Source organism: Acinetobacter sp. ABJ_C1_1, assembly GCF_044684115.1.
In the GTDB taxonomy this organism is placed as follows: domain Bacteria; phylum Pseudomonadota; class Gammaproteobacteria; order Pseudomonadales; family Moraxellaceae; genus Acinetobacter; species Acinetobacter nosocomialis_A.
Map to the genome: position 1 here is coordinate 365,981 of NZ_JBITPU010000001.1, position 15,953 is coordinate 381,933.

Below are 15,953 nucleotides of genomic sequence, written 5' to 3' on the forward strand. Positions count from 1 at the left end.
AGCCAAGTCATTTATACTTTATTTCAGGATTTTTCTATGAATAAATTAGTCAAACCCTCTACTCAGGCTCAACTTGTAGATGTACTTATTATTGGAGCTGGTCCTTCAGGTTTAAGTACCTGCATCAAGTTAAAAGAGCAAGGAATTAAAAACGTCGTCATTTTAGATATGGCTAGCCGTATTGGTGGCACATGGGCATTAAATGATTACCCAGGCCTATTTTGTGACGTACCGAGTGAAATGTATTCTCTTGGATTTGCTCCAAATCCAAACTGGTCGCGAACCTATGCGCCTCAAGCTGAAATTCGACAATATTTAGAAGATGTGGCTCATAAGTTTGAGATTGTGAATCAGATTAAACTTAACACCGAAGTCACTCATGCCGAATGGAATAATGACCTAAATCGCTGGTTCATTAGCACACGTGATAGTAAAAAATATAGTGCAAAAATCTTTGTACCTGCGACAGGTTTTATTGGCGAAGCAAAAATGCCGAGCTTCCCGGGTCAAGAAAATTTTAAAGGCACTATGTTTCACTCAGGTAAGTGGAATCATGAGCATGATTTAACAGGTGAAAAAGTAGCTGTGATCGGTAGCGGCGCTTCAGCTATTCAGTTTTTACCAGCCATTCAGCCTAAAGTTGGCCATCTTTATAGTTTCCAACGTACACCTTCATGGGTTTTACCAAAACCGGACTTTGCCGTTCCAAATATTGTAAAAGTTACATTTAAGAAAGCGCCAATTTTAGAAAAAATTATTCGTGAAAGTGCGCTGTGGAGCCTAGAACCTTCACTTCCTATTTTCATGAATGAAAACATCATGCGAAAACTGCATGCCTTAGGAAAGTTAAACATCTTTTTAGGTGTTAAAGACCCAGAAATGCGTAAGGCATTAACACCTACACATACCTTAGGTTGTAAGCGTCCAATGTTTTCTAATAACTGGTATACGGCTTTAGCCAAACCGAATGTGACTGTCCTCTTTCAGGGCTTGTCTCATATCACTGAAAATGGTGTAGTCGGTGAAGACGGGAAAGAAATTAAAGTAGATACCATTATTTTCGGTACTGGCTATGCGGTCGCAGAACCTGCGATTTATAAAATTATTAAAGGTGCAGCAGGCCGCAGTTTAAGCGAGGTATGGCAGCGTCAACCGCGTGCATATATGGGGATGTCAATTCATGGTTTCCCTAACATGTTTATGATGCTAGGCCCAAACTCTCAAAACACCGTGGGTTCAGTGATGTGGACCGCTGAACAGCAATCCGTTTATATCGCAAAAATGGTGAAGTTAATACAGCAGCAACGCTTTGACCGTGTCGAAGTCAAAGTAGATGTTCAAAAACGTTTTAATGACCGTATAGATAAACGATTGGCTAAAATGCCGGTAAGGCCCGATGTTTGTAAAAGCTATTATCTAGATGATGCAGGTCGTAACCATATTATTTGGCCCGAGTTTGGTTTTGTGATTAAACATAAGCTGCATCACGTCAATTTGAAAGACTATGACGCCACAACCAAAGTAATTAAAGTGGTCGCTTAATAAACCCATTCAATCTAAGTAAAAAAGATCAAGATACCGAAGTATCTTGATCTTTTAATAAGTACAAATTAAAAACCAAACAACGAAGCAAGCCAGTTAAAGAAACTAAAAACAACGTTATCGGTAGTTTTAGGTTCAGTTGGCGGCTGTGAAGGTGTTGGAGGATTTGTCACTGGCGGTTGAGCCGTTGGCTCTACTGAAGGCGGCGTAGTTGGCTGCGTGGTTCCTCCAGTTTGGTTTCCGGCAGCAGACCATTTCACCAATACATCATTAATTTGATGAGCATACTGACAGATTACGGCGCCATATTTGTCAGTACCCGCAATACCGTTATTAATACCGATCAAAGTATTATCATCTGACAGCCAAGGTCCACCAGAATCCCCTGCATTCATAGAAGCAGTTGCTTTGTAGTAAATCCCTCGTGCTAACGGTGAAGAGCCTACATCTCGAATATTGACATATGAAGTGCCATATAAATTTGCAGGTAAGGCTGTGCCCGTACTACTACGACCTAAATAAGCCGTTACATCACCGCGCCCAATATTTTGCCTTGCTTCAGTTTGACTACATGCAGCTGGAATTTTGGCTATGGTTGCACCGCTATTATTATCAATAGGATGAGATAGACGTATTAAAGCGATATCTACATCGGGAATCTCAACCCAACCTTCATCTTTTTTAAAAGATGTTGCTTGAGCTTGAGACAAAAAGCTCGCCCCATATTTCACAGCCCCACCAAGTGTATAACCTTGATTCGCACTATCACCCCAAACCGCCGCCGTACAATGTGCCGCCGTTAAAACAACATCATTACGAATTAATACTCCACCACAAGTATTACCTGATGTCTGTGAGAAAAAAAGGAAAGGTTTGGTGACGGTAAATTCCAGTTTTACAAAAGAACTTGAGTTATCTGCTGCCATGACTGAAGAACTATATATAACTAATGCTAGAGCATTAATTAGTCCCCCAATATTCTTTTTATACATGTTTGTCTCCTTCAAATATTTAGAAGTATTTAGGGTGTTATGACTGTTTTTTTGATAAATATTTTCACGGTACTGTGATGATTTATCAGCCAGAGATTAACCACTTAACTTCTTGAGGAGAACTTCATTTCACGACATAACTGACCATTTCACGACAATATAAAATCATTTTAATTTCTATTTATTTTTCATGAAGTTAATCTATAAAAAATAATCAAAATTTAAGTTTTTTACTGTTTTCAATTTAGTTATCGATAACCTAACAAGTCCTGATCGAGTTGATTAAATTGCTCTTCTAAAAAATCCAGCAACCTTTTGATGGCAGGTAATAACCCTTTTCTAGAAGCATAAGCCGCATGGACTATACCGCTTGTAGGTTTCCATTCAGGTAAAACCACAATCAGTTCTTTACGCAAAACATATTCGTGAGCCATCATAATCGGTAAAGGAGCTATACCTAAACCATGAATAACAGCCTGTAATACCCCGGTCATGTCATTCACAATTAGATCAGGATCATGCTGGAAATGAGTTGTTCCATGCTCCTGATGGTGAAGTACCCACACACTTTGTTGTTCTGCATTGCCAAGCCCAATAGTTCTAAACTGATGCAATTCATCTAAAGTTTGAGGTATCGGCTGCTTAGACAAAACCCGAGGGTGCGCGACTAAACACTGATCACTGGTCACAAATTTTTTCATGACCAAACCACTATCTTTGAGTGGCGGATAGCGAACACGAAAAGCAATATCAATTCCTTCATTTAAGACATCAACATTTCGGTTGGTCACATCAATATAGATTTTTATTTTTGGAAATTGCAGCATAAATTTAGTCAGAAACTCGCCCATGTGATGATGCAATAAGGCAGGTGGACAAGACACCCGAATCGTTCCACGCGGCTCTGACTGGTTTAAATCAATAAATTCTTGGGCATTTTCAGCATCGATCAAAATCGCGTGACAGTATTGATAATATTGTTGGCCAAGTTCTGTCACACTAAATTGTCTAGTGGAACGATGCAATAAACGTACACCGAGTCTTTCTTCTAAAAGTGCAACTCTTCGGCTGAGTTTAGATTTTGGAATATCGAGCGCTCTAGCGGCAGCAGAATAACCACCATATTCAACAATTTTTGCAAAATAATATAGATCGTTTAAATCCTGCATTTCCTACCTCTTATTGTTCAAATAATAGAACACTAAAATCAAATTTCGGCAGCTTCTAGGCTCATATTTTCGTTATATCTTAATTAAACAAGAAGTGAATAACTATACAAAAACAGCTATCCCCCTGTTTTATTTAGTCATCCTTCCGACTTTAAATTTATCGAAATAAAGTGGAGCATAAAATGAGTACACCAGCAAATTTTAACGGTCAAGCACCCGTAATCGACCCAAATAATGTTGCAATGCTACTAATCGATCATCAAAGTGGCTTATTTCAAACTGTAAAAGATCTTACTGTTCCTGAGTTACGTGCAAATGTGGTTACACTCGCTAAAGTTGCAACCCTATGTAATGTACCTGTCATTACTACTGCTTCTGTTCCTCAAGGTCCAAATGGTCCCTTAATTCCAGAAATTCACCAGTTTGCTCCTCATGCACAATATGTTGCCCGTAAAGGTCAAATTAATGCTTGGGATAACCCTGACTTTGTTGAAGCGGTCAAAGCAACAGGTAAAAAACAACTCATTATTGCCGGTACCATTACCAGCGTATGTATGGCTTTCCCAAGTATCAGTGCTGTTGCTGAAGGTTTCCAAGTCTTTGCAGTGATTGATGCATCTGGAACATATTCAAAAATGGCTCAAGAAATTACATTAGCTCGAGTTGTACAAGCTGGTGTGGTGCCAATTGATACAGCGGGTGTTTGTTCGGAACTACAAAAAACATGGCATCGTAGTGATGCAGCAGACTTTGCAGCAGCTTATAGTGCAATTTTCCCACCATACCAATTGCTCATCGAAAGCTATCAAAAAGCGCAAGATGTTGTTAAAAACAATGAAATGCTAGATTCTGAAAGAACTTAACTCATCAGTTTTTCAGCTTAAATGTCCAATCTATTACGATTGGACATTTAAAAATAAATCTATAAAAAGCCAAGCTGTGCTTTAGTGTTTTCTTCTAATGCTTTTGAGTCGTGTTGTTCTGGATGAAAATCTAGTTTGTAATAGTCCAAATAATCTTTCCATAACGTACTTAAAAAGCCATTCTTTCCAAGAATTAATACATTAAATTCTTTTAGGTGGAGTAACTTCCATGCGGAAAAGTGAGTTATGCCTAAATATACCGTACCCGCTGCCATTATTCCTGCCATGTATAAAGTCACAAAAGGCATCACAAGAAGCCGAATGAAATTGCCTCCAGAGACATCTTGATATAAATCGAAGGCCACACTTTTATGTTCGCTTTCTTCTACCGCATGCCATAACCAGATATTTTTTAAAGTTTCATTACTCGATAAACGCTCCTGCAAATCGGAACGTCTCATAATCTGCCGTGCAATAATGGCCGTAAAATGTTCAGCAGCCGAAGTAATTGCTAATTGCTGGGTGGGTGTGAAATATTTTTTCAGCCTAGCCATTAACCATTCCACATTGGCTGAAACAGGTTCGGTATCGAGTCCAGATGACTGTATAAGTTGGTTCAGATGTTCATGTTCTTTTGCATGCATCGCCTCTTGTCCAATAAAGGCTGCAATATCTTTTTGAAGTCTTTCTGTTTTAGCCTGATTTTGTAAGTTTCTTACACTATGTACAAAAAATCGCTCACCCGCAGGAAACATGGCAGACAAGGTTGCCAGCCAGTACTCTCCCCAAGGGTTATCCTTAAATAAAGTAGCTTGAGACTGATTAAAATTAAAACTCATATGGCGCACAGGAAAGTGAGCACCGCGATCAAAGACTTTAGCTAGAATTCCCATTTTTTATTCCTTCATTGTTTCATTGAATACAATTCAATGGATTTATTTTTCTGAGGTTTAATCAGTGATCTGATGTTTCTATTAAAAAAGATGCTTAAGCCGTCTCACCTAAGCATCTTTTTAAAATTAGTTAGCCACTTGTACTTCCTTCATTTAGACAAGGATCTGATGGTTGTCCCATAACGTATTTAAAGTAGTGTTGACATTATTTAAGGTTAAAAATGAGGTACTGTTATAAGCAGTTCCTGCACCATCTCGGTCAATACTCAAAATACTGTTATTTTCATTGAGGTCTAATGAGAGATAAGAAAAAATAGAGTTAACAGTGCCGCCATTGGCATAATTAATGAGCAGTTCACTGATATCAATTTTGTCGGCTTCACTGTCGGTTAAGGTATTGCCGACTTTAAAGTCTTTCCAAACATCAGCTCCGTTACCACCCGTTACATCGTTTGTATTTAATAATTTATATAACGCAGTGTCAGAACCTAAGCCACCAATCAAGGTATCATTATCTTTTCCACCATTTAAAATATCATTACCCGCACCGCCATTTAAAACGTCATTATTGGTACCGCCGCTTAAAATGTTATTAGCACTGTTCCCAACAATCGTATTTCCATTTCCATTACCCGTTCCATCAATATTATCTGTACCTAACAGATTCAAATTATTAAGCGCATTGCCGCTATCTAACGTATAACTCACGGTTGAGTTGACGGTCTCAAACCCTTCGTTAATCTTCTCTATAATGATGTCGCTAATATTATCAACATAATAGATGTCATCACCCAAGCCTCCAATCAGCGTATCTGCTCCACTTCCGCCATCGAGACTATCATTGCCGACTCCACCATCTAAGGTGTCGTTTCCAGCTCCGCCATTTAATGTTTCATTTCCAGCATATCCATTTAAAATGTTATTACCTGCATTACCAATGATGACGTTATTCAGTGCATTTCCATTGCCGTTTAAATTATCCGCGCCATTTAAAGTGAGGTTTTCTAGGTTATCTCCTAAGGTATAATTTATATCCGAGATTACTTTATCGTTACCTTCAGCAGTATTCTCTACAATGCTATCACCTGCATTGTCTACATAATAAGTATCGTCACCTGTTCCACCAATCAGGCTATCCGCACCTTTTCCTCCATCAAGTGTGTCATTTCCGGCACCGCCCAATAGAACATCATCACCCCAATTTCCTTTTAAAGTGTCGTTACCAGAACCACCTTCAAGTCGGTTAGCTAAACTATTTCCGACTAAAATATCATCGTAAGCACCGCCAATTGCATTTTCAATCTGGGTTCCAAGGTTGATGCTTAGTTGGTTTGCACTCGATATATGAGAAGATTTTTCACCAATATAACTCCAGCCGCCCTGATTAAGATCGATGGTAGCGGCTTGTGTAGCATTGCTTGCATTGATTGTATCGATGCCTGCACCATCCCAGACCAATACGCCTTTAGTGCCATCAAAGGTATAAGTATCATTACCTGCACGGGATGAATTGTTTACCCCATATATCGCTTGCAAAGCCGCAATATCAAACGGCGCAAAAGATCCGTCATATGACATACCAGTACGGTCATATGACATCACTGACCATGCCCGTGTGTCTTCTTCTTTTGAGAAGCTATCAATGGTGGAACCTTCAAAGGTATGACGTAAACCCAAAGCATGTCCCAACTCATGCGGATAGCTTGCAGTCACCCAAGTGCCTGCCGGGTCAAACCAAAAACCTGGTCCAAAAGCCACATCTGAACCAACAAATGCTCCGCTTGGATACTGTGCATAAGCCGTAGCTGCGGTACTGTTCCTGTAGGCAGCAATGGTATTAAGCTGTGATGCATTGTCCGTTAACGTAAAAGATAAAGCTGAAAAGTCAGAAGCTTTTTGGTAGACCTGAGTCATAAAGTCCTGTTGAGCTTTACTAAAAGGACTCCACCATGAAGGCGCTTGACCATTTGCATCGAGTAGGTAATCAGGGGCAGTAGAAGGGAAAATATACTTAAAATCTGGATTACTATTAGTTGTGGCAACAAGTGCACGTACCCAGTAATTCACTCCAACCGCTGTGTCTAATTGAGCACGATCAATCGTAATGCCATCGGCAAATTGAATACTAAAGTTTTTATTGTTGTTAGCGAGATAGCCAGTTAGCTTAACAATATCACTATCGCCGTATTGAATATTTAAAGTGGTTTTATCAAAACTATATTGAACATCGGTAGATTTAACGTCTGTAAATACAATCGTGTTGTTACCCGAATAGTCTCCATTAATTGTGTCTACTCCATCGCCTAAAGAAAAACGATAAGTATCGTCACCTTCGCGACCATTTAACGTGTCATTACCTTTACCGCCCGTAATCACATCATTTGGAAGAGTGCCCAAAAAATTATCGGCATTATCTGTACCATTCCATGTTGCAGTTTTTCCTGTTAGAAACTGTTGATAGGTTTGGACTACACCATCTGAAAGAATGTAGTTGTTAATATAGGCTTTTAAAGTGATGCTATCCGTTGCTGAATAATTAATGACTAACTCATTATTATTGTTAGTTGTGAATGTAATGTCTTTTGAAGAGACATCGGTAATTTGAATAGTGTTTGTGCCCGAGTAGTCATTAATCGTATCGTTACCATCTCCTTTGCTAAATTGATAAGTATCGTCGCCACTTCCTGAAGCTAACCAATCATTTCCTGTTCCACCGACAGTTAAGTCATTACCGGCTCCACCATATAACTTATCATCGCCAGCGCCGCCATTTAACGTATCGTTCCCTGCATTTCCGTTTAAGGTGTCGTTACCTTCAAGACCATTAATAATGTCATTGGATGCAAAGCCATTAATCGTTTCATTGCCTTTGGTGCCAGTGAGCGTAATGGTTTTACTGGTGAGTAATTGATCGAGTGTGGCAGTTGTCCCATCTAAAAATTTAAAGCTACTTACATTCCCTTCAATTAATACAGCATCACTATCCGAATATTTGACCTGTAAATTGCTTCCATTTCCTTGTATAGAAATATCGGCCAAATTGCTCGCCATGAACTGGATGGTGTTATTTCCACTATAGTCCGTGACCTTGTCTATACCATCCCCTTTACTGAATTGATAAATATCGTCTCCTACTCCACCAAAGAGACGGTCATTCCCAGCACCACTACTGATTTGATCAGCTGAGTTTGTACCAACAATCCACTCACTATTTGCCGTAGAAATATTTAAACCATTTCCAGCACTGGTAAATAAAACCTGCTTTTCTACCCCGTCACTAAAAATCATACGGGCTTTAGCAAGAGAGTTAAAATTTAGTGAATAATAAGTTCCTGAATAATTAGTGACGTATAAAACACTATTTATGTATTCAATTTGCCTAATATCATTTGAAGTAAAATTATCGAACTTTAGCCATAAACCATTTTGATCATTGCCATAAGTTACCATTGAGGTTTCCTTATTTTTGTTATTGATAGAGGAAATACTATTTAATTTCACTTAATAGAAGAACCTCTTTTGGCGACAAAAATTACCATTTAGCGACATATTTTTTATTTTTTTTAAATTTACTTAAAATCAAATTTAGATCTATTTTTTAAAAATTTTATATTTTTAATATTAAATAACTATTTTATTAAATTAAGATAATTAGTTCGCAAACATGTTTATAAAAAATTCCTTTTGGTATTTTTAAAGCGAAATCCTGTCTTTTAAGTCACTGAACTCACCTTTTATTCCATTTAATATCCGCAAAAGACCAGCTCGTTATTTGCTCTGGGCAACATCTTTATAGGTTTTATATTCAATGAGTTTATTGCTTAAAGTTCGACAGAATGTTCCTCAAGTGAAGTCGATTAAAACATCTCTTAAAAAGCATGCTGGTCAGAAATTACCTCACATGCTAACCAATGCATCAGATCTGTTTTTTAGAGGTCCTCAAATTGCCTTGTCAGGAAAAGCACCTTTTGATGTGATTTATAAGCATGAGATTATGAGTTTACGTCACTATAGAAATGAGACTGAAGCTCCTACACATAAACACCGCGTACCGTTAGTGATTGTTCCGCCATTGGCAGTGAACATGCTCATTTACGATTTATTCCCTACACGCAGCCTTATACGTTACTTTTTAGCTCAAGGTTTTGATGTCTATTTAATTGACTGGGGTGTGCCAACCCGCCACCAAGCAAAATATAATTTTGGCACCTACATTAAAGTTTTTATGCCTGAAATGTTAAAGCAAGTCCGTGCACATAGTGGACAACAGCAGCTTTCATTACATGGCTGGAGTTTAGGCGGTGCACTTTCACTCTGCTATACCGCGTTATTTAAAGATAACGATATTAAAAATCTGATTATTCTCGCTTCACCTATCGACACCCATAAAGCGGGTTATATGGGTAAACTCTATGGCAGCTTGACTAAACCTGCACAGTGGGTTCGTAAGCATACCCCTTTCCGGATTCGCCAACATGTACCAAGTGAAGTGTTTCATATTCATGGCTGGCAAAACACACTTGGCTTTAAGCTAACTGATCCGATTGGAAATTTAAAAACCTATTGGCAGCTTTTTAAAAATCTTGATAATCGTGAATTTATTGTTGACCACGCTACGTCTAGTTCATTTATCGACAATATGTTGGCGTATCCGGGTGGTGTGATGCGCGACATCATTCTACGTTTTTGGATAGATAATGAACTCTCAACAGGTGTAATCAAATTTGGTGAACTAACAGCTTATTTAAAAGATATTAATTGTTCAGTGTTAGCTGTAGGGGGCGATACAGACATTATTGTGACCGCCGACGCAGTGAAACCGCTTATGGATTTAATTAGTAGCCAAGATAAAACTTTTAAAGTGGTTCCAGGCGGCCATATGGGTGTTGTTTCTGGTAGCCAAGCTCCAAGTTCTGTTTGGCCTGAAATGAGTAATTGGTTAGCTACACGTTCAGATTAAATCTAGTCAAAAAAGTAAGCCAGCGTAGTCATCTCTACGCTGGTTAAAAATTCAAATTTTAACTCATTCTTCTATATCATTTTATTGATTGATAACATGTTCATTTGCTTATCACAATTTACAAGTTAGATTTTTAAAATATTACGCTCCTTCACTTATTTAATATATTTAATCCCTAAAAATATAAATTTTATTTATTAAAAAATATTTTCATATAATAAAATTTTATCAAACGTTAAAAAAATTTAAATCCAAACAGCTCCCGCCAAACAATTAATTTAACTTTTTAAAATTAACTTTCTAAAGGTGATGTTACTTTTTGTTATTTATGTAAAGCTCATCTCAACAATAATTTTAACTAAGCAACTGTAATATAACAATTTAAAATCAATTAATTTTGTAAAATTAGATCATTTTTTATACAAATGTAGGCAATCTCTCACAACTATGTAAGCCAAAGCTTACAATACAAATGATTGTTTTTCCTATAATTAATTTCAGTACATATAAGCAATCTTTACTATTAAATAGAAAGCTGAATATTAATAAAGAGATCTGGAGAAAATGATAAAGTCATCTTTATTAATATAAAAACTCTTAATAATAGAAAAAGAATCTCAAAAAATTAATATGTACTATCTTTCCTCTGGAAACAGAGGAAAGATACCTTTTAAACTCTTCAGATAGGATATAGAAAATGTTTATCGCAAAAAATATATTTGTATATTTACTATCAATGTTAGCTTTATGCTTACTAATTATTTTCTTTAATTATGTAGGAATGAACGAGACGCTTAATCTCTTAATTTCTTCAGCACTTTTCGGAATGTTTATTACGTGGTACTACAAAGGTAGTGGACTGTGTATAGCCCTTTTTAGTTTTTTTTACTGGGCAATGTTTGTGATTAGTCAAAGTTTAGAAGTGATATGGATGCTTTCGGTTTCAATGATTGTATATTTAGTCATGACTAAAATTGTACCTAAACTCAAGCACATCCATATCGGTATAGCTTCAAATAGCTAGAATGGGTTTACTCCCCGATTAACCATTCCAACTTTCTTAACCGTATTAATTTTAGTTTGCTCTGCAATTAATAGTTCATTTAAGAAAAATTTGAGATTTTGTTGATTTAGCAAAATTGGGTTAAAGGTATTCTCTCCCATGCCAAGAAAGAAAGCCTCAATATTTGTATTGCGTTGCACATATTTCATTGACCAACGTTGAAAAGAGTTTTCTTCAATGGAATATGTGCACAACCATTTAATATTGTAATGCCTTTGATCTTTCTGAATCTTCTCAAATAGCTTTTCAACAATCTCTTTTTCGCCTTCTAAACATTGAAAAAATGCATTATCGGCATAATACAGCACCCCACATATCTCGTTTAAATCGTTGAAATCACGAGCTTCTGTCAGGATATCACGCAAATCTTGTAGCAAATCTTCATTATTTTCATTTCGTTGGCTGGCATAACACAGTCGAACGTTCATAAGACTTCCGTGAAATCTAAAATTTCATAATTAATGGAATTTTCAACTTAACACACCTTTATTAGAAATACTTTATATTTCATTATTATAAAAAAATCGCAACCTTACTGATTTCAATAAAAAAACCCGAAACTAATTCGGGCCTTTGCATTTTAAATCGTATTATTTAACACGTTCAATTTGTAAAACTTCTATATCGGTCGGTTTCATACGATGAGTATCAACCTCACCTACAATGCGGACTTTATCGCCTGCTTTTAATTCCCAACCCTTTGCTAAATCATCATCTACTTCAATGATGATTGAACCAGTTTTGTCTTTAAACTCATAATGGTCGCCAGCAATATGTTTAACAATCGTACCTGTTAAAGTGACACCAGTTTCATCAGCCAAAGTTTTTGCTTTTGAAACGGTGACTACATTTTTTGCAGCTTGATTCAGTATCGCCGGATCAGTTCTTGCAAATACTGCACTACTACCTAATAAAACGAAGCTAGTAATCGTGGTGAGTAGTATTTTTTTCATTAAAACTTCTCCTCTTGTTTTATTCATAGTTATCTAAACAATTTCTTGAAACTGTGAGTTTTAGCTTTTGTGATTTTTTGTGTCATCGTGTCAGATGTACCATATTCTTGTTGGGGAATACTTTTACATTGACTCATTTTTCTAATCGTTATAATGAAAAAAAACCACATCGGGTGATGTGGCAAAAAGGTATAACTCAATGAATACTGAAACAAATGTATACCAGAGGATATGAGTTTAGAATATAAATCAATTATTAAAATAAACTTAAGAAAATAATATTAATTAAAGATTTTCTAAAAATTTTGATAAACCTTCAGGTGCTCTTCCTTCTAGTCGACTACTAGTGGTTACTCGAACTAAATTGCTCCATGTAATATTGCAGCACTGCCTAATCAATTTCTCAATCAGTGAAACATCTTCATGACAAGGAACCGGCTCAAAACCACCAACTTGCATATAAGCGGCAGCACTAAAGCTTAAATTTGCCCCATGAATATGATGATGATCCATACAGTCTTGATAATGTGACAAATACTTTTTTTGTTTTATAACCGATAAACGGCTCAGGTCATCTAAAGTCACAATACCGCAAATTGCATCGGTAGGTTGATGCAAAATTTGGCAGCGTAACCAGTCTGGGCTAACCACACTATCGGCATCGGTACAGGCCAGCCAAGTTGCTCCGTTTTGAATAAGTTGGCGAATCCCTAAGTCCCGTGCCTTTCCGACACATGCATAATTGCATTCAATCCAGCTTACTCCGTAGCGCTGTACAATTGAGCGCGACTGATCCGTACAACTATCAAGTACGACCATGACCTCGACTTGTTCATCCGGTACTTTTTCAACCGCCTCCTGAATTGATTGCAAACAGGCTGGCAAATGTTGCTCTTCATTATGCGCTGGAACTACAACACCTATTTTCATCGTAATTGTTCTCGCTGAGCTATTGATGAAGGATTAACCGTCCAAACATCGACCATAAAATCCGGATCGTTCAGACTTAAATAGTGATGAAATGGAAAAGATTGTTGAAAGCTTTGGTGGACTTGCTGGGCATTCAATTCAAAATCTTGAATATCATGTCGCCAATGGCAACATAAAATTTCGCCTTCGGAGTTTAGTGCATGCTTTAATTTTTTAATGAACTCACCTAACTCCTCGAATGTGAGGTAATACGCCACTTCACTAATTACAATCAGGTCAAATTTTTGTTCGTACAATTCTTCAGGTATTTTTCTATTTTCAACAGTTACATGTTCAAATGCTTCTAACCGTTGGGATGCGAGCTGAACGGCTTGCTTCGACACATCAATACATAACAGATGAGCCGCACGCTGAGCCAGATAAACACTTAAATGCCCATTTGAACAGCCAATTTCTAAAACTTTTTCGTAGTGTGGTCGTGTTAATAATGCAAGGCAGATTTGTCTTTTACGGGCTTCGTACCAGTGATAATCATAGCCCCATGGATCATTATTACTACAATACAACTCCTCAAAATACATACGAGAATGAGTCACTCAGATATACCTCATAAGGCATTAAAAGACGGCTAATTGCACTTGAGGATAAAACGGCGGAATTACCAGTGCTTTCATCAGCTTCAAGTTGTGTTTTAAATTGCATAACCGCACGATGTTTTTTAATTAACTGGCTGTCCGTTAAGGCATAAGCTTTTGCTTTGGACCAATTAATACGTGGGTCTAAAGGCTCTGCCCAATGCCAAGCCCAAATCAATACATGTAGACAGAGTAACTGATGAGCTTCGGCAAAGGCCTGTACCGTTTTTCCGACAGCTTCATGGTCTGGATGACCATCAAGTGCATAGCTACAAATTAAAATATCTTCAGGCTGAACTATTCTGCTGAGTGCTTGACTCAACTGATGAGCCTGTAAATGAATCTGACCATCCATTAGATTTAAAGCAATTCGTTCAGAAAAATCTGACACACCTAGACTGTCCAAAGCAGCTAAAGTTTCTTGTGGCCGTAAATCGTTTAATTCATCTGGGCTGTATTTTGTTGAGTGTGGATGGCTTTGCGTTCCATTACTGACAGCCACAATAACAAGGTGACAATTTTCTTTGACTAACTGTTGCATTAAACCACCACAGCCAAGCACTTCGTCATCGGGATGCGGAGCGACAATCACCACTCTTTTAGATTGAAATAACTGTAAATTCAGCCCGTCTAAAGGATGATTTTTAAATGCCTCTAGCCACCTGAACTTCGGTGTCCCTTCACCTGAAATCACACGGTCTTCGACCAAGGGATGCGTTAAAGTTCCCATAAGCTTTTCTCCGGCAAACAGAGCTCTGCAATAGACTCATAGTCAAAAGCTGCATGGCTCTGTCGAATAAAGACAGGCAAATCAGCAATGAGCTGTGAAAATGTAGCTTCTTCACAATAAGGCCGTGCACCTAAAGCTTTGCCAACGAGTTGAATAACACTCTGGCAGCATTGTTCTGTTTGGGCACGTAATATACGGATTTCACGCTCATGGCTGAGCATAGGTTCGTCATCTATAAGCTTGGCAACATATTGAAAATACTGCTTAGTTACAGAGAGCTGTTGAGCTAACTCTCCCAAATACATTTTTTTAAATGCATTTGGATGGGTTTGGCAGCTTTTCTGTAAAAAACTGACTAAGCGTACCGCCGCACCATACCAACAGGCCCCGACACCGGCTGCACCATACCAAAATCCTGGACGTTCCAAATAGCGATTTGGCTGACCTATAGCAGTAACGGGAGTATTGTCAAAATGTACTTGGGCTGTTTGGGTTCCTTGCATGCCCACTGCTTGCCAGTGACGTAGGTCAACTTGAACCGAAGGATGAGCCAATTCAACAATACAAAGCTGTGCTTGGCCTTGTTTGTCCTTATAGCTCATTAAGGCTTTTTGAATAAACTCAGCACCTGAGCACCAAGTTTTTATACCACTACACTGATTGTTCTCTACTTGTACGGGTACTGGTCCACCCTCTGCTGCCCATACGGCCCAAGTCTGATCGTCTATTTCATCTTGATAACCAAGTTCATTTAAAATACTTAAGGCATCACAATGTGATTCAAATAATTTAGCTAGACTTAAATCATACCCTGCCACTTGAGCAAACATTTGCCACCGCTGATAGGTTTGACCTGAAGCTGGATAGGGTAAATTTTTAGCTAATCTTACCAATTCGCGAAGCAAATCTTGGCGTAGCTGACTTTTGTTTTCAGGCTGAGCATGCTCGAATTCACTCAACATACTCAAGACTGTCATATTTATAGATATTTTAATATTCATTACAAATAATTATTCAAAAGTATTCACTTAAACATATCGAAATAATTCTGTTTAATTAAAGATATAAAATGTAATGAAAAGATATTTTCTATAACTTTATTAAATGAATATTTCTTTTTATTTCATTGTTATCTAAATATATCGCTTAAGTGAAATTATAAAATAATCATGTAAGGTTTATTAAAAAACAAAGATTTCTGCTGTTTTATCCAGTAATTTAGT

Annotated in this window: 14 protein-coding genes; 4 read left to right on the forward strand and 10 right to left on the reverse strand. The window is 37.5% G+C overall.

The window, feature by feature from the left end; all coding sequences use genetic code 11:
- The first annotated feature begins 36 nt into the window (after positions 1 to 36).
- Positions 37 to 1,542, forward strand: a complete 1,506-nt coding sequence (locus tag ACG59Z_RS01840; protein WP_400197688.1) for a flavin-containing monooxygenase — start codon at positions 37 to 39, stop codon at positions 1,540 to 1,542.
- A 68-nt stretch (positions 1,543 to 1,610) separates the two neighbouring features.
- Here ACG59Z_RS01840 and ACG59Z_RS01845 read toward each other — a convergent pair whose 3' ends face one another.
- The gene (locus ACG59Z_RS01845; protein ID WP_400197689.1) at positions 1,611 to 2,534 is read right to left on the reverse strand and encodes a S1 family peptidase; all 924 of its coding nucleotides are present in this window, start codon (positions 2,532 to 2,534) and stop codon (positions 1,611 to 1,613) included.
- A gap of 248 nt (positions 2,535 to 2,782) precedes the next feature.
- On the reverse strand, positions 2,783 to 3,703 hold the full coding sequence (locus ACG59Z_RS01850; protein WP_400197691.1) for a LysR substrate-binding domain-containing protein: 921 nt from the start codon (positions 3,701 to 3,703) through the stop codon (positions 2,783 to 2,785).
- A gap of 182 nt (positions 3,704 to 3,885) precedes the next feature.
- Between ACG59Z_RS01850 and ACG59Z_RS01855 the strand changes: the two genes are divergently transcribed.
- Entirely contained in the window at positions 3,886 to 4,566 is a 681-nt protein-coding gene (locus tag ACG59Z_RS01855; RefSeq protein WP_000106451.1) for a hydrolase, read from the forward strand.
- Positions 4,567 to 4,625: 59 nt separating this feature from the next.
- On the opposite strand, the gene ACG59Z_RS01860 is transcribed toward ACG59Z_RS01855, so the two are convergent.
- Together ACG59Z_RS01860 and ACG59Z_RS01865 are read right to left on the reverse strand one after the other, a co-directional pair.
- Positions 4,626 to 5,459 (reverse strand): metal-dependent hydrolase, encoded by an 834-nt coding sequence (locus tag ACG59Z_RS01860; RefSeq protein WP_400197692.1) that lies wholly within the window; start codon positions 5,457 to 5,459, stop codon positions 4,626 to 4,628.
- Positions 5,460 to 5,612: 153 nt separating this feature from the next.
- Positions 5,613 to 8,909 carry a M10 family metallopeptidase C-terminal domain-containing protein gene (locus ACG59Z_RS01865; protein WP_400197693.1) on the reverse strand — a complete coding sequence of 1,099 codons (3,297 nt, stop codon included), beginning with the start codon at positions 8,907 to 8,909 and terminating at the stop codon, positions 5,613 to 5,615.
- Between the two features lie 358 nt (positions 8,910 to 9,267).
- Here ACG59Z_RS01865 and ACG59Z_RS01870 point away from each other — a divergent pair, with 358 nt between their 5' ends.
- Together ACG59Z_RS01870 and ACG59Z_RS01875 are read left to right on the forward strand one after the other, a co-directional pair.
- Positions 9,268 to 10,419: an alpha/beta fold hydrolase gene (locus ACG59Z_RS01870; RefSeq protein ID WP_400197694.1), complete on the forward strand. Its 1,152-nt coding sequence runs from the start codon at positions 9,268 to 9,270 to the stop codon at positions 10,417 to 10,419.
- 697 nt (positions 10,420 to 11,116) lie between these two features.
- Positions 11,117 to 11,443 carry a hypothetical protein gene (locus ACG59Z_RS01875; RefSeq protein ID WP_263614116.1) on the forward strand — a complete coding sequence of 109 codons (327 nt, stop codon included), beginning with the start codon at positions 11,117 to 11,119 and terminating at the stop codon, positions 11,441 to 11,443.
- Here the strand turns inward: ACG59Z_RS01875 and ACG59Z_RS01880 are convergent.
- From ACG59Z_RS01880 to ACG59Z_RS01905, 6 genes are all read right to left on the reverse strand, one after another.
- Positions 11,440 to 11,910: an AnBLUF65 family BLUF photoreceptors gene (locus ACG59Z_RS01880; RefSeq protein WP_263614117.1), complete on the reverse strand. Its 471-nt coding sequence runs from the start codon at positions 11,908 to 11,910 to the stop codon at positions 11,440 to 11,442. The two genes, ACG59Z_RS01875 and ACG59Z_RS01880, sit on opposite strands and share 4 nt — an antisense overlap.
- Positions 11,911 to 12,072: 162 nt before the next feature.
- Complete coding sequence (locus tag ACG59Z_RS01885; RefSeq protein ID WP_400197696.1) at positions 12,073 to 12,435, reverse strand: NirD/YgiW/YdeI family stress tolerance protein; 363 nt, start codon at positions 12,433 to 12,435, stop codon at positions 12,073 to 12,075.
- 285 nt (positions 12,436 to 12,720) lie between these two features.
- On the reverse strand, positions 12,721 to 13,365 hold the full coding sequence (locus tag ACG59Z_RS01890; protein ID WP_400197698.1) for a glycosyltransferase: 645 nt from the start codon (positions 13,363 to 13,365) through the stop codon (positions 12,721 to 12,723).
- Positions 13,362 to 13,961: a class I SAM-dependent methyltransferase gene (locus ACG59Z_RS01895; RefSeq protein WP_400197699.1), complete on the reverse strand. Its 600-nt coding sequence runs from the start codon at positions 13,959 to 13,961 to the stop codon at positions 13,362 to 13,364. Before ACG59Z_RS01895 ends, ACG59Z_RS01890 begins: the two co-directional genes overlap by 4 nt.
- Entirely contained in the window at positions 13,936 to 14,730 is a 795-nt protein-coding gene (locus tag ACG59Z_RS01900; RefSeq protein WP_400197700.1) for a PIG-L deacetylase family protein, read from the reverse strand. Before ACG59Z_RS01900 ends, ACG59Z_RS01895 begins: the two co-directional genes overlap by 26 nt.
- Positions 14,718 to 15,692, reverse strand: a complete 975-nt coding sequence (locus ACG59Z_RS01905) for an acyl-CoA dehydrogenase (protein WP_400197702.1) — start codon at positions 15,690 to 15,692, stop codon at positions 14,718 to 14,720. Before ACG59Z_RS01905 ends, ACG59Z_RS01900 begins: the two co-directional genes overlap by 13 nt.
- Positions 15,693 to 15,953 lie beyond the last annotated feature (261 nt).

Bases quoted from the DNA above. Each gene is read 5' to 3' on its own strand.
- ACG59Z_RS01890 (WP_400197698.1), bottom strand. From the start codon at position 13,365: ATGAAAATAGGTGTTGTAGTTCCAGCGCATAATGAAGAGCAACATTTG.
- ACG59Z_RS01865 (WP_400197693.1), bottom strand. From the start codon at position 8,909: ATGGTAACTTATGGCAATGATCAAAATGGTTTATGGCTAAAGTTCGAT.
- ACG59Z_RS01905 (WP_400197702.1), bottom strand. From the start codon at position 15,692: ATGTTGAGTGAATTCGAGCATGCTCAGCCTGAAAACAAAAGTCAGCTA.
- ACG59Z_RS01900 (WP_400197700.1), bottom strand. From the start codon at position 14,730: ATGGGAACTTTAACGCATCCCTTGGTCGAAGACCGTGTGATTTCAGGT.
- ACG59Z_RS01840 (WP_400197688.1), top strand. From the start codon at position 37: ATGAATAAATTAGTCAAACCCTCTACTCAGGCTCAACTTGTAGATGTA.
- ACG59Z_RS01860 (WP_400197692.1), bottom strand. From the start codon at position 5,459: ATGGGAATTCTAGCTAAAGTCTTTGATCGCGGTGCTCACTTTCCTGTG.
- ACG59Z_RS01870 (WP_400197694.1), top strand. From the start codon at position 9,268: ATGAGTTTATTGCTTAAAGTTCGACAGAATGTTCCTCAAGTGAAGTCG.
- ACG59Z_RS01885 (WP_400197696.1), bottom strand. From the start codon at position 12,435: ATGAAAAAAATACTACTCACCACGATTACTAGCTTCGTTTTATTAGGT.
- ACG59Z_RS01880 (WP_263614117.1), bottom strand. From the start codon at position 11,910: ATGAACGTTCGACTGTGTTATGCCAGCCAACGAAATGAAAATAATGAA.
- ACG59Z_RS01850 (WP_400197691.1), bottom strand. From the start codon at position 3,703: ATGCAGGATTTAAACGATCTATATTATTTTGCAAAAATTGTTGAATAT.
- ACG59Z_RS01875 (WP_263614116.1), top strand. From the start codon at position 11,117: ATGTTTATCGCAAAAAATATATTTGTATATTTACTATCAATGTTAGCT.
- ACG59Z_RS01855 (WP_000106451.1), top strand. From the start codon at position 3,886: ATGAGTACACCAGCAAATTTTAACGGTCAAGCACCCGTAATCGACCCA.
- ACG59Z_RS01845 (WP_400197689.1), bottom strand. From the start codon at position 2,534: ATGTATAAAAAGAATATTGGGGGACTAATTAATGCTCTAGCATTAGTT.